This window comes from Nonomuraea corallina (genome assembly GCF_027620315.1).
GTDB classification, from domain to species: Bacteria; Actinomycetota; Actinomycetes; order Streptosporangiales; family Streptosporangiaceae; genus Nonomuraea; species Nonomuraea corallina.
Genome location: NZ_JAPNNL010000042.1, coordinates 12786 through 31297 on the forward strand (window position 1 = coordinate 12786; position 18512 = coordinate 31297).

An 18512-nucleotide genomic window follows, 5' to 3' on the forward strand; every position below is an offset into this window, starting at 1 on the left:
TTCCTGCGTACTGCATTCAAGGTCTGGATCAGGCGCGCAACCTCTCCACGGCGAGCGTGCCGCGCAGCAGCGGGCGGGCCGCCAGGGCGACGACGACCGTGGCGAGAACCCCGATGCCCACCATGAGCACGCCCCTGACGACGACCCATCCGAGTTCCTGGACCGTGTAATCCGGCAACGGGAGCACGACCGCCGCCGCCCCCGTGACGGCCGCCACGGCGCAGACCGGCAGCGCGGCGATGACCGCCTTCCGGACGAGCACGGCGCCGAGCGCCGCCTCCGGCACGCCGGCCGCCGCCAGCGCGGCGAACGCGCGGCGCTGGTCGATCAGCTCCTCGGCCTGATGCACCAGGACGGCGACGGCGGCGGTCGCCAGGGCGACGAAGAGCGCGACGTCCACCAGCGCGTGCGCCTCGGAGTAGGGCCGCCCCGCCTGCTGGGCTCCGGCGCCCGCGCCGAAGAACACCGCCAGGGCCACCACGGACAGGGCTCTGGCCCACGCCCTCGGGTCGGCCTCGACCAGCCGTGCGGCCAGCAACGTCTCGGGGGAACGGGCCCGGCGGCCGGCCCGGCCGGCGCACCATCTGATCAGCCAGGTCGCGGCCAGGGTCACGCCGAACAGCAGCAGCACCAGCCCGGCGGCCATGGAGACCACGGCCCCGTGCCCGCCGAAGAACGGGAAGCGGCCCTTGACCACGACCCCCAGCACGAAGAGGCCGACGCCGGCCAGCACGAGAAGCAGGTCGAGCGCTCGCGGGTCGCGCGGCTGAGGGACGCGGGACACGCCCAGCGGCGAGGCGACGACGTGCCTCCCGGCGCGTGCCCCCGACAGCACGGCGGCGAGCGCCACCAGCGTCACGACCACCGGCACCTGGGTGATCGGCCCGGCCAGATGGGTGATCACGTACCCGGCGGCGCCGCCGAGAGACCCCGACAGCGCCAGCACGCCGGCCTCCACGGCGCCGAGCACGCGGACGTCGCCCGGCGTGGCCCCGGCCAGCCGCAGAGCCGCCAGCCGGCGTTCCCTGGTGGCCGAGGCCAGCCGGTTGGCCAGGTGGACCAGGCCCATGACCGGCAGGGCCAGCAGCGCCAGGGCCAGCCCGGTCAGTGAGCCGCCGTCGTCGTCGAGGTCGGCCAGGCTGACGGCCGTGCAGATCAGGTACGTGGCCACGCCCAGTCCGGCGGTGACCAGCCAGGCGCGGACCCGCTCGGTCCGCGACCGGCCCTTGTTCAGGACCCGGATGAGGGCGATCATCGGCCGACCCCCGTCAGCACGGCTCCGTCGCGCAGGGCGATCTCCCGGTCGGCGTACGCGGCCACCCGGTTGTCGTGGGTCACCAGGACGACGGTGGCCCGGCGGGCGCGGGCGGTCTCGACCAGCGCCTTCATCACCTGCTCGCCGCCGATCGAGTCCAGCGCGCCGGTGGGCTCGTCGGCGAACACCACCCGCGGGCCGGTCGCCAGCGCCCGCGCCAGGGCCACCCGCTGCACCTGGCCGCCGGACAGATCGGCGGACCGCTGGTCCGCGCAGCCGGACACCTCCAGCCTGGCCAGCCAGTCCGCCGCCACCGTCATTGACTCCTGCCTGCCGTGCCGGTTGAACAGCAGCGGCAACGCGACGTTCTCCGCGGCGGTGAGCTCGGGCACGAGCCCGCCGAACTGGAAGACCACGCCGAAGCTCTCGCGGCGTAACCGGGTGAGGTCCGGCTCGTCCAAGGTGTCGATCCGCCTGCCGTCGAGGAGGACCTCGCCGGACTCCGGGCGGACGATCCCGGCCAGGCAGTGCAGCAGCGTCGACTTGCCCGACCCGCTGGGCCCGGTGATCGCGACGATCTCGCCCTCCTCGACGTGGAGGGACGCTCCCGTCAGCGCCCTGGTCCTGCCGTACGACTTGATCAAATCTCTGGCCTCAAGCATCGGTCTCCTCCTTGAGCCGTGACAGGGCTGTCTCTATCCATCGCAGGTCCGCGTCCAGGTGCTGGAGCGCGTAGTCGGCGGCCAGCACCCGGGCGGGCGTGCCGTCCGCCTTCTCGGCGGTCAGCTCCCGCATCCGTGCCAGATGCGCCTCGCGCTGCCGTACGAGGTAGCCGTCGGCGTCCTTGCCCGCGACCGCGACGCGGGCGAACAGCGGGCTGGCGACGTACGGCGCGGGCGGCTCCACCGTGTCCAGCCACCGGGCGAGCTCGGCCCGTCCGGCGTCGGTGATCGCGTAGACGGCGCGCTCGGGGCCGCCCTCCTGCCGGGTCTCGGCCACCTCCGCGAAGCCGTCGCGCTCCAGCCGCTGGAGCGTGGCGTAGACCTGCCCGTAGGCCAGAGGCTTGGCTCCGGCCAGGCGGTGATCGTGCTCTTTCTTCAGCTCGTAGCCATGCTTGGGGCGTTCGAGAAGGAGGCCGAGCAGGACAAAACTCGTGGACATGATCGCGACTATACACTCAATGAATAGTCGGGACCGATGTGTTCCGAGATCCCGGCGTACCGGCGCGGCCTGTTGGCTTTCGGAAGCGTTGGCTGACCTTGCTCGGGAGCCGGGCGTCCCGTCGGGGAAGGCTCGTGAGATCCTGGGCCGGGCCGTTCCCCCGGGCCCGCGTCACCGACGATCCGCACCCCCGCTGGTCACCACTCAGGAGAGACGTTGTCCGACAATCCCTGCCCCCTTGAGAACGGCGTGCGGCAGACCCAGGGGCGGAAGGGCCCGCGCGAGAGCCTGGCCACCGGGCGGTGACCCGGCCCATGACCGGCCGGCGGGTCCTGTGGCGGGCGCTGACCCGCAACCGCCGGCGGCTGAGCGCCGGCACCGCCCTGGTCAGCCTGCACCAGGTCTGCGAGTCGCTGGTGCCGATCCTCATCGGGGTGATCGTCGACCAGGCCATCGCCCCCGGCGACGGCGGCGCCCTGGCGATCTGGGTGGCGGCCCTGGCCGCGCTGTTCACGGCGCTGACCATGTGCTACCGCTTCGGCGCCCGCCAGCTCATGATCGCCATCGCGGACGAGGCGCACACCCTGCGCGTCGAGGTCGCGTCCAAGATCATGCATCCGCGCGGCATCAGGACCGACCGGCGGGCCGGCGACCTGCTCACCGTCGCCATCAACGACACCGGCAACACCTCCTACCTGCTGGACCACGTACCGCGCGTCGCGGGCGCGCTCACCGCGACCACGGTGAGCGCCGTCGCGCTGCTCGTGATCGACCTCCAGCTCGGGCTCGCCGTACTGCTCGGGACGCCCGTGGTGCTCCTGGTGCTGCAGGCGGCCACCCCGCTGATCACCAAGCGGGTGGCCGAGCAGCAGGAACTCGCCGGCGAGGCCACCTCGCTGGCCGCCAACCTGGTCAGCGGGGCGCGCCCGCTGCGCGGCATCGGCGCGGAGCGGGCGGCGTCCCGCCGCTACGACGAGGTCAGCGGGCGCTCGCTGCGGGCGGCCGTGCGCGCGGCCCGCACCCAGGGCTGGTACCTGGCCGCCTCCACCTCCGGCGGCGCGCTGCTGGCGTGCGGGGTCGCGATCCTGGCCGGGTGGTTCGCGCTCAACGGGCGGATCACGGTCGGCGAGCTCATCACCGTCATCGGGCTCGCCCAGTTCCTGATGGAGCCCATCAGCCTGCTCGCCGTGGTGCCGAGCTGGGTCGCCGACGCCAGGGCCTCCGCCGACCGCGTCGCCGGGGTGCTGGGCGCCCCGCCGCTGCTGCCCGAAGGCACGGAGGAGCTCGCCGGTCCCCCCGGCCTGGAGCTGCGGGGGTTCCGGTACGGCCCGCTGGACGGGGTCGACCTGCACGTGCGCCCCGGCGAGTTCGTCGGCGTGGTGACGCATCGCGCCGCCGACGGGGAGGCTCTCGTCAAGGTGCTGGCCGGGCAGGTGGCGCCGGAGGAGTACGAGGGCGAGGTCCTCGTCGGCGGCACCCCGCTGGCGCGGCTCGATCCGGCAGGAGCCCGCGCCGCGATGCTGGTGGAACCCCACCTCACGGACCTGTTCACCGGGACCATCGAGGAGAACGTCACCGCCGGAGGGCCGCTGGACGAGGCCGCGCTGACGGCCTCGGCGGCCGGTGAGGTCGTCTCCGCCCATCCCGACGGCCTCGCGCACGTGGTCTCCGAACGCGGCGCCGGCCTGTCCGGCGGGCAGCGGCAGCGCCTGGCCCTGGCCCGCGCGCTGACGGCGCGCCCGCCGATCCTCGTGATGCACGACCCGACCACCGCCGTCGACGCGGTGACCGAGCACGAGATCGCCCGAGGGCTGCGCGACCTCCGCCGCGCCGGGGAGTTCACCACCGTGGTGGTGACGAGCAGCCCGGCGCTGCTCGCCATGACGGACCGGGTCGTGGTCCTCGACGACGGCCGGGTCGCCGCCGAGGGGACCCACGCCGGACTGGCCGTCACCGACGACGACTACAACCGGGCGGTGCTGCGATGACGACCTCCGACAAGTCGCCCGGCCCCGACGCGACGACCACCCCGGACGGGGCGACCACCCCGGACGGGGCGGCCGGTCCGGGGGCGACCACCCGTCCTGCCGAGGTGGCCGGTCCGGGGGCGACCACCCGTCCTGACGAGGGGGCCGGTCCGGAGGCGGCCGTTCGTTCCGGCGGGACGGCCCCTTCCGGGAAGGCGCGCCGGCCGGACGGCGAGGTCCGTCCCGAGGAGGTGGCCGGGCCCGGTGCGGGGGACGGGGGTGACAGGCTGCCGGTCGCCGGCGCGCGCAGGACGTGGGCGTGGCTGCGCGGGGAGCTGCGCGCGCGATGGGCGGCGGCCGCGCTCGCCGTGCTGGTGGGCGCCGTGGGCGCCGCCGCGTCGGTGGTGCCCGTGTACGTGCTCGGCACGCTCGTCGACCTGGTCGACGAGGGGGCCCCGGGGTCGGCGATCGTCACCGTCGCGCTGGTGATCCTGGCCGGGGCGCTCATCGGCGGGCTGGCCACCGGTCCGGCCACGTACCTGGTCAGCCGCGTGTGCGAGCAGATGCTCGCCGACCTGCGGGAACGTACGGTGGCGCGGGCGCTGTCGCTGCCGGTGACGGCTTTGGAGCGGTTCGGCAAGGGAGACCTGCTGTCGCGGGTGAGCACCGACACGGCGGCGATCGGCAAGGCGGCCTCCACCGTCGTGCCCGCGATGATCTCCTCGTTCCTGCTGGGCGTGGTCAGCGTCGGCGCGATGGCCGGGCTCGACTGGCGGCTCGGGCTGGCCGGCGCGGTCGCGATCCCGCTCTACGTCCTGGGGCTGCGCTGGTACCTGCCGAGGGCCGCGCCGAAGTACGCCGCGGAGCGCCGGGCGGTCGCGGACAACTCGCAGCTGCTGGTGGAGAGCATGCAGGGGGTGCGCACCGTGCAGGCGTACCGGCTGGAGGGGCGGCGGCTGCACCGCATCGGCGGCGCCTCGCGCGAGGTGCACGACATCAGCGTGTCGGTCTTCACGCTGTTCACCCGGTTCGTCGGGAGGGTGAACCGGGCGGAGTTCTTCGGCCTGGCCGCGATCCTGGTGACCGGTTTCTTCCTGGTCCGTCAGGGGTCCGTGACGGTGGGCGAGAGCGCGGCGGCGGCGGTCCTGTTCCACCGGCTGTTCAACCCGATCGGCATGCTGCTGTTCACCTTCGACGAGATCCAGGCGGCGGGGGCGAGCCTGGCCAGGCTCGTCGGCGTCATCGACCTCGATCCCGGCGCGGACCGGGTGGAGACCGCCGCCCGCCCGCTCAGGCGGCCGACGCCCGCGCGGAGCACGTCCAGCGCCCGCCCGGCCGAGCCCCGCGACGCCTCGCTGGAGCTGAGCGACGTCCACTTCAGCTACGACGGCTCGCCCGAGGTGCTGCACGGCGTGTCCATCAGCCTGGCCGCCGGGTCGCGGGTCGCGCTGGTCGGATCGACCGGCGCGGGCAAGTCCACCATCGCGGCGATCGCCGCGGGCATCCTCACGCCCGGCAGCGGCGCCGTACGCGTCGGAGGCGTCGAGCTCGCCCCTGACCGGCTGCGCGAGCACGTCGCGATCATCACGCAGGAGGTCCACGTCTTCGCCGGGCCGCTCATCGAGGACCTGCGGCTGGCGCGGCCGGACGCCTCGCCGGAGGAGGCCGCCGCCGCGCTGGCTGCCGTCGGCGCCCTGGAGTGGGTGACCGCCCTGCCCGGCGGTCTGGACACGGTGGTCGGGGAGGGCGGTCACGAGCTCACCACGGCACAGGTCCAGCAGCTCGCGCTCGCCCGCCTGATGCTGGTGGACCCTCCGATCGCCATCCTGGACGAGGCGACCGCGGAGGCGGGCAGCCTGGGCGCCCGCACCCTGGAGGAGTCCGCCATCGCGGCCACCCGGGGGCGCACGACCCTGGTCGTCGCCCACCGCCTGACCCAGGCCGCCTCCGCCGACCGGGTGATCGTCCTGGAGCACGGCCGGATCGTGGAGGAGGGCGGGCACGCGGAGCTGGTCGCCGCCGGCGGCCGGTACGCGGAGCTCTGGCGGGCCTGGGAGGCGCGCACCCCGGCGTCCTCACCGCGTCAGGCGGTGACGGGGATCGACCTCACCCGTACCCTGCCTGAGAGGTGAGCCTGGCTCGCAGAAGGGCCGCTCGCGGGCGCCGCCGCTGCTGGGAGCGCTCCCAACCGTCGTCCTAACAGAAGCGAAGATGGCGATGAAAAGGTTGACTAGCTTGTCAGTTCACGCCTAGCGTTCCATGTGGGAGCGCTCCCGTGATCTTGTCAAACGGAGAGCGTGAACAGCTCGATGCTGAACCCTTCGCAGGCGATGGTGCCTATCGAGGCACGGTTCCCTCTCTCGCCCGGACGACGGGTGTCCTTCCCGCACTATGAGGAGTAAGTGTCATGGCTGTGCTCGGCGCGCTCGAAAACGAGGTCATGCGGTTGTGGTCCGAGATCCTCGGCGTGGAGGTCACGTCCCCCGACCAGGACTTCTTCGAGCTGGGCGGCCAGTCGCTGGCGATGGTCCAGTTCCTGGCCACGGTGGAGGACGAGTTCCGGGTCGAGCTGCCGGTGGAGGTGCTCTTCGTCGAGGGGCTGACGGTCGCCCAGGCCGCGCGCGCGATAGAGGAGGGCTCCCGGACCGGCGCCGCGGCCGGGGAGGGCTCTTGACCACCGTCGTCATGGTCACCCACGGCACGCACGGCGACGTGCTGCCGTTCGTGGGCCTGGGGCGCATCCTGCGGGGGCGGGGGCACCGGGTGGAGATCCTCACCCATGCCCCCTTCGAGGGAGTGGCCCGCCGTGAGGGGCTGGAGTTCACGGCCATCGACACGGAGCGTGAGTACGAGCGGTACCTGGCCGACACGCCGATGCTGCTCGGCGCCGGGATGGAACGCTGGCGGCAGTTCTACGACGCCACCGGGCTGTTCGACCAGATCCGGTTCGAGTGCCAGGTGCTGAAGACCCGGCACGTGCCGGGGGAGACGGTGTTCGTGGGCCGCCACACCACGGCGATCTCGACCCTCTTCGCCGGCGAGCTGCTGGCCGTGCCGACCGCGTGGGTCGCGGTGACGCCGGTGCAGTACATGTCCGAGCGTCCCGCCGTGCACATGTACCGGGAGACCATGAGCGACCGGCTCGACGCCGTGCGCGCGACGCTCGGGCTGGAGCCGGTCGACGACTGGGCCTCCTGGTTCACCTCGGCCCAGCTCCACCTGGGGCTCTGGCCGGAGTGGTTCGACCGGGCCGGGATCGCCGCGCCGTCGCGGGCGCGCCTGACCGGGGCCCCGTACGGCGACGACACCTTCCAGGCCGCGGTCCCGCCGGAGGCCGAGCGCCTGCTCGACCAGGGCGCGGTGATCGTGACGGGTGGCACCGGCCGCATGATCCACGAGCGGTTCTACCCGGCCGCCGTGGCCGCCTGCGCGGCCGCCGGGGTGCCCGCCCTGGTCGTGGCCAGGCACCGGGACCTGGTGCCCGACCCGCTGCCGCCGGGGATCACCTGGTTCCCGCACCTGCCCTTCCATCAGGTCATGGGGCGGGCGCGGGCGGTGCTGCACCACGGCGGCATCGGCACCGTCGTCAGGGCCGTGGCGGCGGGGGTGCCGCAGGTCCTGCTGGCGCACGGTTTCGACCGTTCTGACAACGGCATGCGCCTGGCCCGGCTCAAGCTCGGGTCCTGGCTGCCCGAGCGGCGCTGGACGCCGGAGGAGATCGTCCCCCTGCTGCGCGCCGCCCTGAGCGACGACGGCTACGGCGAGCGGGTGGCCCCGTACGCGCTGGCCGCGATGCCCGGGCTGCGGGCGGCCGCCGAGGCCGTCGAAGAACTGCTGAACGTCTGACCGCTACCTTCGGAGTTGAACCATGCCTGTATTGGGAGCGCTCCCAACCGTGGTGCAGTTATTCCGGCGCCAGGCGGCGAGCACCCCTGACCGGGTCGCGCTCGTCGCCGGCGCCGAGCGCCTGACCTACGCCGAGCTGGACGCCGCCGCGGACCGGCTGGCCACCCGGCTCGCCGCCGCCGGCGCGGGCCCCGGCGCCCTCGTGGGGATCTGCGCGGCCAAGTCGGCGGCCTGCGTCACCGCGATGCTCGCCGTCCTGCGGACCGGTGCCGCCTACCTGCCCCTCGACCCCGGCCACCCGGCGGCCCGCGTCGAACTCGTCCTCACGGACTCGGGCGCGCACCTGCTGCTCACCGACGGCGACCCCGTCACCACCGCGGTCCCGGTGATACGGCTGGACGAGGAGCACCCCCCGGCCCCGCCCTTCCCCGCCGTCCCGCCCGACCCCGCCGCCCCGGCGTACGTGATCTACACCTCGGGCTCGACCGGCCGCCCCAAAGGGGTCGTCGTGCCGCACCGGGCGCTGGCCAACCTGCTCACCGGGATGCGCGCCCTGGCCGGCTCGTCGGAGGACGACGTCTGGCTCTCGGCCGCCTCGCTCACCTTCGACATGTCCGTGCCCGAGCTCTACCTGCCGCTCGTGACCGGGGGACGGCTCGTCCTGCTCGACCCCAAGGCCGCGATCCTCGGCAAACGGCTCGCCGCGCTGATCGAGCGGGAGGGCGTCACCCACATGCAGGCCACCCCGTCGGGCTGGCGGGTCCTGCTGTACGCCGGGTTCCGCGACCCGAAGCTGACCGCGCTGATCGGCGGCGAGGCGCTGCCCGCGGCCCTGGCCAGGGAACTGCGGCCCAGGGTCGGACGGCTCGTCAACATGTACGGCCCGACCGAGGCGGCCGTCTGGGCCACCTCGTGGGAGGTGCCGCCGGAACCGGAGACGATCTCGATCGGCGACCCGCTGCCCGGCGCGAGCGTGCACGTCGTGGACGACCGGCTGAACGAGGTGACCCAGGGCGAGCTCGCCATCGGCGGCGTGGGCGTGGCCAGCGGCTACCTCGGCCGCCCCGCCCTGACCGCCGAACGCTTCGTCCCTGACCCGTACGGCGAGCCGGGAAGCAGGTTGTACCTGACCGGCGACGTGGTGCGGCGCACCGGCGCCGGGCTGGAGTTCCTGCGCCGGGCCGACACCCAGGTGAAGGTGCGCGGCTACCGGGTCGAGCTCGGCGAGGTGGAGGCCGCCATGGACGCCCTGCCCGGGGTGCGGCAGTCCGTGGCGGCGGTGTCCGGCGACGCCCTGGTGGCCTTCGTCGTCGGCGACTGCCCGGACCTGCGCGGCCGGCTGGCCGAGGTCCTTCCCTCGTACATGGTCCCGACCAGGGTGGTCCCTCTGGACTCCCTGCCTCTCACCCCCAACGGAAAGATCGATCGGCGCGCTCTTGAGGAGACCCTGTGAGTGACGTGCTGGTGGTGGTCAACCACGAGGAGCAGTACTCCATCTGGCCCGCGGGCCGCGAGCTGCCGCCCGGCTGGCGGGCCGGCGGCTTCACCGGGACCCGTGAGGAGTGCCTGGCGCACATCGAGACGGTGTGGACCGACATGCGCCCCCTGAGCGCGCGCGGCGGGAGGTGACGCGGACATGGAGCCCACCGCGAGCCCCGAGGCCGTCATCGTGGGAGCGGGCCTGGCCGGCCCCCTGCTGGCGAGCCTGATCGCCCGGCGCGGACACCGGGTCGACCTGGTCGAAGGCCGCCCTGACCCGCGCGCCACCCGCCACCACGGCGGCCGGTCCATCAACCTCGGCATGTCGGCGCGGGCCATCGCCGCCCTGCGCGAGGTCGGCCTGTGGCAGGAGGCGCGCCGGCTGTCCGTGCCGATGCGCGGGCGCATGGTGCACACCGCCGGCGGCAGGCCGTCGTTCCACCCCTACGGCAAGGACCCGTCGCAGATCCTGCACTCCATCAGCCGGGAGGCGCTGGCCCGCCTGCTGGTCGAGCACGCGGAGAAACAGCCCGGCGTGCGGCTGCGCTTCGACGCCCGGTGCGTGGCCGTCGACCGGGACCGGGCCCGCGTCACCCTGGCGGACGGCGACGAGCTCGCCGCGGACTTCGTCGTCGGCGCCGACGGCGCGTCCTCGATCGTCAGGACCGAGATGCAGCGCGGCCTGCCGGCCGCCTTCAGCCGCGAGTACCTCGAATGGGGGTACAAGGAGATCACCATCCACCCCCTGTCCGACGGCACGCCCGCGGTGCCGCTGGAGGCGCTGCACATCTGGCCGGGCGAGCGCGGACTCGGCGTCGCCCACCCCAACATCGACAACAGCCTGACCTGCACCCTCTTCCTGCCCCGCGACGAGCCGCCGGACCCGGTGTCCGAGGCCTTCCCGCACCTGGCGGAGCTGGTGCCCGACCTGGACGAGCAGGCGGACGCCGCGCCGATGAGCCACCTCACGACCGTGCGCACCGCGCCGTGGCACCACCGGGACAAGGCGGTCCTCGTCGGCGACGCCGCCCACGCCGTCTACCCCTTCTACGGCCAGGGCATGAACGCCTCCTTCGAGGACTGCCTCGTCCTCGACGGCATGCTGGCCCGGCACCCGCACGACCGGGAGGCCGCCTTCGCCGCCTACGAGCACGCCCGCAAACCGCACACCGACGTGCTGGCCGAGCTGTCCGCGCGGAACTTCCTGGAGCTGCGCGACGGCATGCGCTCTCCCGTACGCCTGGCCAGGAAGCGGCTGGACCTGCTGCTGCACAAGGCGTTCCCCGGCACCTGGGTGCCGCTGTACACGCTCGTCTCGCACACCACCGTGCCCTACGGCGAGGCGCTGCGCCGCGCCCGGCGCCAGGACCGGGTGGCCGCGGCACTGGCCGCGACCGGCGCCGGCCTGGGCGTCGCCGGCCTGCTCGCCGCTCTGGGGCGGCGCCACCGGAGGAACCCCCGATGATCAGACATCCGCACGACGACGCCCTCGTCCTGTTCGACCCGGTCGACCTGGAGCAGGACCCCGCCCCCCACCCTCTCGTCGGCGAGCACCGGGCCGACCTGCTGGCCGTCGTCGCGTGGGCGCGCGCCTACCTGTGCCGGCCGCATCCGGACCTGGGCCGGGTGGGCCCGGTGTGCCCGTACGCGCAGACGTCGCTGGACCGCTCGGCCTTCCGGCTGGCCGTCCGGCCGGGCGGCGGCCACTCCGTCGCGTCGCTGAGCGGCCTGCTGGCGCCCTACCGCGACTGGTTCCTCGACCTCGCGCCCCGGGGCAGGCCCGGGTCCCATTCCGCGACGATCCTCGTCCTGCTGCCCGGCATGCGCGACGCCCAGGAGGTGATCGACGCCGCCCAGCGCGAGCTCAAGGACGCCTACGTGGCGCACGGCCTGATGATCGGTGAGTTCCACGACGGGCCGCCGGACAAGGCCGGGCTGTGGAACCCCGACTTCCGCCCGCTGCGCAGCCCGGTGCCGATGCTGGTGATCCGGCACATGGTGCCGACCGACCTGCCGTTCCTGATCTTCGAGGAGGCGCACCTGGCCGCGTACCGGGACCTGTTCGGCGAGCAGGTGCCGGGCCACCTGCGCAACCTGGTGGCCAAGCCATGACCGCCCCGGGCTTCCCGCTGACACCCGCCCAGGAACGGCTCTGGTTCCTGCACGAGGCCGGCGCGTCCGGCTACCAGGTGAGGGACGGGCACCGGCTGCGCGGCCCGCTCGACCCCGGCCGTCTCGCCGCGGCCCTGAACCGCCTGGCCGCCCGGCACGAGGCGCTGCGCACCCGGCTGGCCGACGGCGGGGACGGCCGCCCGGTCCAGATCGTGGACGACGAGGCTCGCGTGGACCTGGAGGTCGCCGAGGTCTCCGGCGAGGCCGAGGCGCGCGCGGTGTGCGACGCGTTCGTGGCCCGGCCGTTCGACCTGGGCCGGGCGCCGCTCCTGCGGGCGCTGCTCGTCCGGCTGGCCCCGGACGACCACGTGCTCGTCCTCTGCCTGCACCACGCCGTCTGCGACGGGCGTTCGCTGCAGATCCTCTTCGCCGAGCTGTACGCCACCCTGGCCGGGACGGACGGGCCCGAGGCGCCCGCCGTCCCGTTCTCCGCCTACGTCGCCAAGCTGGGCCAGGCCGGTCCGCAGCGCGCCGGCGCCTCCCGCGATTACTGGCGCTCCCGGCTGGCAGGAGCGCCCTCCCTGCTGGGCCTTCCTACGGACCGGCCGCGCCCCGCCGCGCCGAGCGGGCGCGGCGCCCGCCACCGGTGGACCCTGTCCCCGCAGTTGCGCGACGCCCTGCTGGAACGCGCGCGCGACACCAGGACGACGGTGTTCTCCATGGTGCTGGCGGCGCTCGGGGCCACCCTCGGCAGGTACGCCGACCAGCGGGACGTCGTGGTCGGCAGCCCGATGGACGGCCGCGCGGGGCGGGAGTTCGGGCAGACCGTCGGCATGTTCGCCAACACCGTCGCGCTCCGGCTCGACCTCGGCGGCGACCCCACCATGGCCGACCTCCTCCGGCGGTGCCGGCGCACCGTGGCCGAGGCGATCATGCACGGCACCACCCCGTTCGACGAGGTGGTGGAGCTGGCCGGAGGCCGCCGCGACCTCAGCCACAACCCGCTCTTCCAGGTCATGCTCGTCATGGACCACCTGGAAAGCCCCCGGCGGACGGCCGGCGACCTGCTGATCGAGCAGTGGGACCTGGCCGCCCCCGAGGCCCGCTTCGACCTCACCCTGTTCGTCACCGTGGGCGACGAGGTCGAGCTGTACCTCGACTACGCGACGGACCTGTTCGACGCGGAGACCGCGGCGGCCCTGGCCGGCCACCTGACCGTCGCGATCGAGGCCGTCGCCGGCGACCCCGGCCTGCCGGTGAGCGGCGTCCCGTTCGACGACGGGACCACGCGGACCCGCGGCTCTGACGTACCTCACGAGGGGACCGGGGGCGCGGCCCCGCCCGCCGCGAGCGGGACGTGGGAGAGCGTCGCCGACCAGGTCGTGCGCCGGGCCCGCCAGAGCCCGGACCGGCCCGCCGTCGTGACCGAGGGGGAGTGCCTCCCGTACGGCGACCTGGTCTCGCGGGCGCGCGAGCTGGCGGCGCGGCTGGAGCCGTTCACCCGCGACGCCCGGCCCGTGGTCGGCGTGGCCCTTCCGGCGGGACCGGACGGGATCGCCGCGATCCTCGGCGTCCTGCTCGCGGGCGCCGCGTACCTGCCGCTGGACCCGGCCCACCCGCCCGCGCGCATCGCCGGGCTGCTGCGGCGGGCGGGGGCGGTCGCGGTGGTCGCCCGGCCCGGCGAGCCGGCCGGGCTGGACGGATTCGACGGGGCCAGGCTGGCGGTCCCCGGCCCCGCGGCCCCGCCGGGCCGGGGCGTCGCGGCCCCGCGGCCGGGAGACCCGGCGTACGTGATCTTCACCTCCGGGTCGACCGGGACGCCCAAGGGGGTGACGGTGTCACACGGCGCCGTCGCGGAGTTCAGCCGCTCGTTCGTCGACGTCCACGGCTTCGGGCCCCGGCACCGGGTGCTCATGCTGCCGCCGCTCACCTTCGACGCCTCCGTCGGCGACCTGTTCCCCGTGCTCACCTCCGGCGGCGCCCTGATCATCCACCCCGAGCCCGCCCGGCTGGACGGCGCGGAGCTCGTCCGCTTCTGCGCCGAGCACGGCGTCACCGCCGTCGACGCCCCCGTGGCGCTGTGGCGGCGCTGGGTCGCCGACCTGGCCGCGACCGGCGTCCCCGAGCACTGGCCGGTCGAGATCATGATGGTCGGCGGCGAGGAGGTGCCGGTCGAGGACGCGCGCGCCTGGCAGCGGGTGACCCGCGGCAGGTGCGCCCTGTTCAACCACTACGGCCCCACCGAGGCCACCGTCTGCGCCACCGTCCACCGCGTCGACGGCACCGACGACCTCGGTGACCTGGGCCGGGTGCCGATCGGCACGCCGCTGCCGCACGTGCGCGCCCGCGTCCTGGACCGTTCGGGCCACGCGGTGCCGGCGGGCGGCGTGGGCGAGCTGCACCTGGGCGGGGCCGGCCTCGCCGACGGGTACGCCGGCGAACCGGCGCTGACCGCGGCGGCCTTCGTCCCCGACCCCGACGGGCCCCCGGGCGCGCGCCTGTACCGGACGGGCGACCTGGCCCGGGTACGGCCGGGCGGCTCGGTCGAGTTCCTGGGCCGGCGCGACCGCCAGGTGAAGATCCGGGGCCACCGGATCGAGCCGGCCGAGGTCGAGCACGCCGTCAGGGCGCACCCGGCCGTCACCGACTGCGCCGTCGTCGTCTCCGGCGACCACCTCGTCGCCTACGCCGCGACGGACCTGACACCGGCCGCGCTCCGCGCCTTCCTGCGTGAACGGCTGCCCGGATACCTGGTGCCGTCCGCGTTCGTGCCGGTCGCCGCCATCCCGCGCACCGCCCACGGCAAGGTCGACCAGGCGGCGCTGCCGCCCCTGCCGGGACCCGAGGGCGAGTCGCCCGCGACCGCCACCGAGGCGGCGCTCGCCGCGGTGTGGCGGCGGGTCATCGGCGTGCCCGACGTGCGCAGATCGGACAACTTCTTCGAGGTGGGCGGGCACTCGCTGCTCGCCGGCCGGGTGGTGGCCGAGATCAGGCGGGAGCTCGGCGCGGACGTGCCCCTGCGCGCGATCCTGGAGACGGCCGACCTGGCCGAGCTCGCCGCCGCCGTGGACCACGGCGGCGCCGAGCCGGAGCACCTGGACCTCGCCTCGCTCGCCGTCCTGCCGTCCGACCTCACCGTACGGCCGAGACCCGCGCGCCCGGCCCGGCGCACCCGGGCCATCCTGCTGACCGGCGCCACCGGCTTCCTCGGCGCCCACCTGGTCGGCGAACTGCTGGCCCGCACCGACGCCGAGATCATCTGCCTGGTTCGCGCCTCCGGCGAACGCCAGGCGGAGGAGCGGGTGCTGGGCAACCTGCGCGCGTACGGGCTCGACGCCCCGCCGGGCAGGGTGCGCGGGCTGCCCGGCGACCTGACCGCGGCCCGGTTCGGCCTGGACCGGGAGCGGTTCGCCGAGCTGGCCGGCGCCGTGGACGTGATCTGCCACAACGGCGGGCAGGTCAACTTCTACGAGAGCCTGCACCGCATGCTGCCGGTCAACGTCGGCGGCACCGTCGAAGCGCTGCGGGCGGCCGGGCTCGGCGGCGCCCGGCTGCACTTCGTCTCCACCCTCGGCGTCTTCCTCGGCTCGGCCCACCGGGGCCGGGTGGTGACCGAGACGACCGCCCCCGACGACCCGGCCGGCCTGGAGACGGGCTACGACCAGAGCAAGTGGGTGGCCGACCGGCTGACGCGCCTGGCCCGCGACGAGGGGATGGCGGTCGTGGTGCACCGGCCGGCGCGCGTCAGCGGGCACAGCGAGACCGGCGCGGGCAACCCCGACGACTACTTCGCCCGCCTGCTGGCCACGTGCGTCCGCCTGAACATGGTGCCCGACCTGCCGCTGGAGGAGGACCTGGCGCCCGTGGACCACGTCGCGGCGGGCATCGCCCACCTGATCGCCGATCCGGACACGGCCGGCGACTTCCACTACTTCAACGGCGCGACGATCTCCTACCGGGAGATCGCCGAGGCGCTCGGCGCGGACCTCGTACCGTGGGACACCTGGCGGGCGCACGCCGCCGGCCTGGGCGCGGACAACCCGATGGCGCCGTTCGCCTCCGTGCTGGACGTGCCGGCCCCGCAGCCCCGGCGGCCCGTCTTCGACTGCGGCCGCACCGAGCGGGCCCTGGCCCGCGCCGGGCTCGTCTGCCCGCCCGCCGACGGCGCCCTCATCAGGCGTTACGCCGGCCGCCTGGCCGAGGTGGTGCACGCGTGAACGTCATCAGGTTCGCCCTCATCTGGACGGCCTCGCTGCTGTCGTCGGTCGGCTCCAGCCTCACCACGTTCGTGCTCGGCGTCTGGGTGTACCAGACCACCGAGTCGCCGACGCAGTTCGCGCTGGTCGTGCTCAGCGGGATGCTCCCCGGCATCCTCATCGGGCCGTTCGCCGGGGTGGTCGTCGACCGGTTCGACCGGCGCACGGTGATGATCGTCACCGACTGCCTGGCGGCGCTGTCGACGGCCGCCCTGGCCGTGCTGATCTGGACGGGGTCGCTGGCCGTGTGGCACGTCGCGCTGGCGGGAGCAGTCAGCGGCGCCTGCGGCGTCTTCCACCTCACCGCCTACCAGGCCATGACCCCGCTGCTGATCCCCGAACGGCACCTGGGCCGCGCCAACGGGCTCATGCACCTGTCCACCGGCGTCCAGATCGCCGCGCCCGTCCTCGGGGCCACGCTCCTGGCCACGGTCGGGACGGCGGGGGTGGTGGCCATCGACCTCGGCACGTTCGGCGTCGCGATGATGGCGCTGCTGCTGATCCGGCTGCCCGCGGCGGTGCTGCGGCCCAACGCCGCCGTCACCGAGCGGCCCGCCGTGCTGGAGGACCTCGGCGCCGGCTGGCGCCACCTGCGCGCCCGGGCCGGGCTGACGGCGCTGGTGGCGGCGCTGACCGGGTTCAACTTCACCTTCGCCGTCGCCGGGGTGCTGGTGCAGCCGCTGATCCTGTCCTTCGCCGGCCCCGGGGTCCTGGGCGTGCTGATGTTCGCCGGAGGCGCGGGCATGCTCGCCGGCGGTCTGCTCATGGGCGCCTGGGGCGGGCCGCGCCGGAAGATCACCGGCATGACGGCCTTCATGGCGCTCGGCGGGGTCTTCCTCGTGCTGCACACCCTGAGCCCTTCCCCGCTCCTGGTGGGGCTGGCCGCCGCCGGGTTCCTCTTCACCCTGCCCGTGGTGAACGGGTGCGCGCACGCCGTCCTGCAGAGCCGCGTCGAACCGGCCCTGCTGGGGCGGGCCATGGGCACCGCGCACACGCTCGGCTCGGCCGCCGTCCCGATCGGCTACCTGCTGGCAGCGCCCCTGGCGGAGCACCTGCTGAACCCGGCGCTGCTGCCCGGCGGCGCGCTGGCGGACAGCGCGGGCCTGATCGTGGGCGTGGGGGAGGGCCGCGGGATCGCCCTGGTGCTGTTCCTCGACGGCCTGCTCCTGCTGGGCCTGGCCGCCGTGCTGGCCGCGCTGCCCGCCCTGCGCCGGCTGGACCACGCCCGCCCCGTCCCGGTCCCCGTCACCTGAGAGGAACCTCATGCCGGTCGACCTGCCACCCGACGAGGTGGCCGCCTTCCGCCGGGGCGAGGCCCCGGCGCCGATGCTCGACCTGCTCGGCCTGATGGCCTGCCACGCCGTCGGGGCCGCGCGCTCGCTCGGCGTGTTCGACGCGCTCGCGGCGGGGCCGCTGACGCCGCGGGAGCTGGCCGCGGCGGCCGGCGCCGACCCGGCCGCGCTGGAGCACCTGCTCGGCGTCCTGCGCACCACCGGGTACGTGCGGCGCGACGACGGACGGTACGCCAACACGCCCGCGAGCACGGCGTGGCTCTGCTCGGACTCGCCCACCGACTACGGCCGGATCCTCGGCCTGTGGCAGGCCATCGTCGAGGAGCGGTGGGCCGGGCTCGCCGGCGCGGTGCGCTCCGGGACCCCGGCGGGCGGCTTCTACGACTGGCTCGCCGGCCGCCCGCACCTCTCCGCGGCCTTCCACGACCTGCAGCGCGGGCTCGCCGAGTGGCTGGCGGAGGAGGTCGTCTCGCTGGCGCCGCTGCCGGAGGGCAGCACGAGCCTGCTCGACCTGGGCGGCGCGCACGGGCTGTACGCCGGGGCGTTCTGCCGCGCCCACCCCGGGCTGACGGCCACGGTCGTCGACGCCGCCGTCGCCGAACGCTCCGAAGGGCCGTTGACCTGGCGCGTCGGCGACCTGCTCACCTGTGACCTGCCGGGCGGGCAGGACGTGACCGTGCTGTTCAACGTGCTGCACGGCTTCGCGGCGACCGACGCCGCCGCGCTCGTCGCCAAGGCGGCGGCCACGCTGCGGCCCGGCGGGCTGCTGGTCGTCATGGAGAGCGTGGCCGAGCCCGGGAGCGGCGCCGCAGACCGGGCCTTCGGCGCGGCGTTCGCGCTCAACCTGTGGCACACGCAGGGCGGCGCGCTGCATTCGGCCGAGACGATCCGGGGCTGGCTGGAGGAGGCCGGCTGCGCCACCGGCCCGTGGCAGGTGCTGACCCGCTCGCCGTCGCACGCCCTCGTGACGGCGACGGCTCCGAGCCCGGCGCCGCTGCCGGAGCGGTCCGCCGCCGGGCGGTGAAGGAGGGGCATCCCCCTGCCGTCCGCCCGTGCGCACCGGCGGTCAGGACCGGTCGGGGAAGGCGGGGCGGACGAGCGGCCCGCCTGCCCGTGCGCGCGGGCGTCACGGGCAGGCGGGAGG

General features: G+C 75.0%; 14 protein-coding genes. 11 read left to right on the forward strand and 3 right to left on the reverse strand.

Going from position 1 to position 18512, the window contains the following annotated elements; translation table 11 throughout:
- Window positions 1–28 precede the first annotated feature (28 nt).
- From OUY22_RS13395 to OUY22_RS13405, 3 genes are read right to left on the reverse strand one after another with little or no spacing between them, the layout of a single operon-like run.
- A complete protein-coding gene (locus OUY22_RS13395; RefSeq protein ID WP_270155227.1) occupies window positions 29–1255 on the reverse strand; it encodes a hypothetical protein in 1227 nt (408 codons plus the stop codon).
- The gene (locus OUY22_RS13400; protein ID WP_270155228.1) at window positions 1252–1917 is read right to left on the reverse strand and encodes an ABC transporter ATP-binding protein; all 666 of its coding nucleotides are present in this window, start codon (window positions 1915–1917) and stop codon (window positions 1252–1254) included. The genes OUY22_RS13395 and OUY22_RS13400 overlap by 4 nt, the downstream gene beginning before the upstream one ends.
- Window positions 1910–2416, reverse strand: a complete 507-nt coding sequence (locus OUY22_RS13405) for a PadR family transcriptional regulator (RefSeq protein ID WP_270155229.1) — start codon at window positions 2414–2416, stop codon at window positions 1910–1912. Before OUY22_RS13405 ends, OUY22_RS13400 begins: the two co-directional genes overlap by 8 nt.
- A gap of 314 nt (window positions 2417–2730) precedes the next feature.
- Between OUY22_RS13405 and OUY22_RS13410 the strand changes: the two genes are divergently transcribed.
- From OUY22_RS13410 to OUY22_RS13460, 11 genes are all read left to right on the forward strand, one after another.
- Complete coding sequence (locus OUY22_RS13410) at window positions 2731–4404, forward strand: ABC transporter ATP-binding protein (RefSeq protein WP_270155230.1); 1674 nt, start codon at window positions 2731–2733, stop codon at window positions 4402–4404.
- A complete protein-coding gene (locus OUY22_RS13415) occupies window positions 4401–6515 on the forward strand; it encodes an ABC transporter ATP-binding protein (protein WP_270155231.1) in 2115 nt (704 codons plus the stop codon). The genes OUY22_RS13410 and OUY22_RS13415 overlap by 4 nt, the downstream gene beginning before the upstream one ends.
- A 275-nt stretch (window positions 6516–6790) precedes the next feature.
- Entirely contained in the window at window positions 6791–7057 is a 267-nt protein-coding gene (locus OUY22_RS13420; RefSeq protein ID WP_270155232.1) for a phosphopantetheine-binding protein, read from the forward strand.
- Window positions 7054–8229: a glycosyltransferase gene (locus OUY22_RS13425; RefSeq protein WP_270155233.1), complete on the forward strand. Its 1176-nt coding sequence runs from the start codon at window positions 7054–7056 to the stop codon at window positions 8227–8229. Before OUY22_RS13420 ends, OUY22_RS13425 begins: the two co-directional genes overlap by 4 nt.
- A 49-nt stretch (window positions 8230–8278) precedes the next feature.
- Window positions 8279–9682: an amino acid adenylation domain-containing protein gene (locus tag OUY22_RS13430; RefSeq protein WP_270155234.1), complete on the forward strand. Its 1404-nt coding sequence runs from the start codon at window positions 8279–8281 to the stop codon at window positions 9680–9682.
- The gene (locus OUY22_RS13435; protein ID WP_270155235.1) at window positions 9679–9858 is read left to right on the forward strand and encodes an MbtH family protein; all 180 of its coding nucleotides are present in this window, start codon (window positions 9679–9681) and stop codon (window positions 9856–9858) included. The genes OUY22_RS13430 and OUY22_RS13435 overlap by 4 nt, the downstream gene beginning before the upstream one ends.
- 7 nt (window positions 9859–9865) lie before the next feature.
- Window positions 9866–11173, forward strand: coding sequence for an FAD-dependent oxidoreductase (locus OUY22_RS13440; protein WP_270155236.1), 1308 nt, complete (start codon window positions 9866–9868; stop codon window positions 11171–11173).
- Window positions 11170–11820, forward strand: a complete 651-nt coding sequence (locus OUY22_RS13445) for a DUF6875 domain-containing protein (protein ID WP_270155237.1) — start codon at window positions 11170–11172, stop codon at window positions 11818–11820. Before OUY22_RS13440 ends, OUY22_RS13445 begins: the two co-directional genes overlap by 4 nt.
- On the forward strand, window positions 11817–16037 hold the full coding sequence (locus tag OUY22_RS13450) for a non-ribosomal peptide synthetase (RefSeq protein WP_270155238.1): 4221 nt from the start codon (window positions 11817–11819) through the stop codon (window positions 16035–16037). Before OUY22_RS13445 ends, OUY22_RS13450 begins: the two co-directional genes overlap by 4 nt.
- Window positions 16034–17329: an MFS transporter gene (locus tag OUY22_RS13455; RefSeq protein WP_270155239.1), complete on the forward strand. Its 1296-nt coding sequence runs from the start codon at window positions 16034–16036 to the stop codon at window positions 17327–17329. Before OUY22_RS13450 ends, OUY22_RS13455 begins: the two co-directional genes overlap by 4 nt.
- 10 nt (window positions 17330–17339) lie before the next feature.
- Window positions 17340–18392, forward strand: coding sequence for a methyltransferase family protein (locus OUY22_RS13460; RefSeq protein ID WP_270155240.1), 1053 nt, complete (start codon window positions 17340–17342; stop codon window positions 18390–18392).
- The last annotated feature ends 120 nt before the right edge of the window (window positions 18393–18512 follow it).

What these genes read in the sequence shown, in the direction of transcription:
- OUY22_RS13395 (WP_270155227.1), bottom strand. Translation starts at nt 1,255, where the DNA reads ATGATCGCCCTCATCCGGGTCCTGAACAAGGGCCGGTCGCGGACCGAG.
- OUY22_RS13400 (WP_270155228.1), bottom strand. Translation starts at nt 1,917, where the DNA reads ATGCTTGAGGCCAGAGATTTGATCAAGTCGTACGGCAGGACCAGGGCG.
- OUY22_RS13405 (WP_270155229.1), bottom strand. Translation starts at nt 2,416, where the DNA reads ATGTCCACGAGTTTTGTCCTGCTCGGCCTCCTTCTCGAACGCCCCAAG.
- OUY22_RS13410 (WP_270155230.1), top strand. Translation starts at nt 2,731, where the DNA reads ATGACCGGCCGGCGGGTCCTGTGGCGGGCGCTGACCCGCAACCGCCGG.
- OUY22_RS13415 (WP_270155231.1), top strand. Translation starts at nt 4,401, where the DNA reads ATGACGACCTCCGACAAGTCGCCCGGCCCCGACGCGACGACCACCCCG.
- OUY22_RS13420 (WP_270155232.1), top strand. Translation starts at nt 6,791, where the DNA reads ATGGCTGTGCTCGGCGCGCTCGAAAACGAGGTCATGCGGTTGTGGTCC.
- OUY22_RS13440 (WP_270155236.1), top strand. Translation starts at nt 9,866, where the DNA reads ATGGAGCCCACCGCGAGCCCCGAGGCCGTCATCGTGGGAGCGGGCCTG.
- OUY22_RS13445 (WP_270155237.1), top strand. Translation starts at nt 11,170, where the DNA reads ATGATCAGACATCCGCACGACGACGCCCTCGTCCTGTTCGACCCGGTC.
- OUY22_RS13450 (WP_270155238.1), top strand. Translation starts at nt 11,817, where the DNA reads ATGACCGCCCCGGGCTTCCCGCTGACACCCGCCCAGGAACGGCTCTGG.
- OUY22_RS13460 (WP_270155240.1), top strand. Translation starts at nt 17,340, where the DNA reads ATGCCGGTCGACCTGCCACCCGACGAGGTGGCCGCCTTCCGCCGGGGC.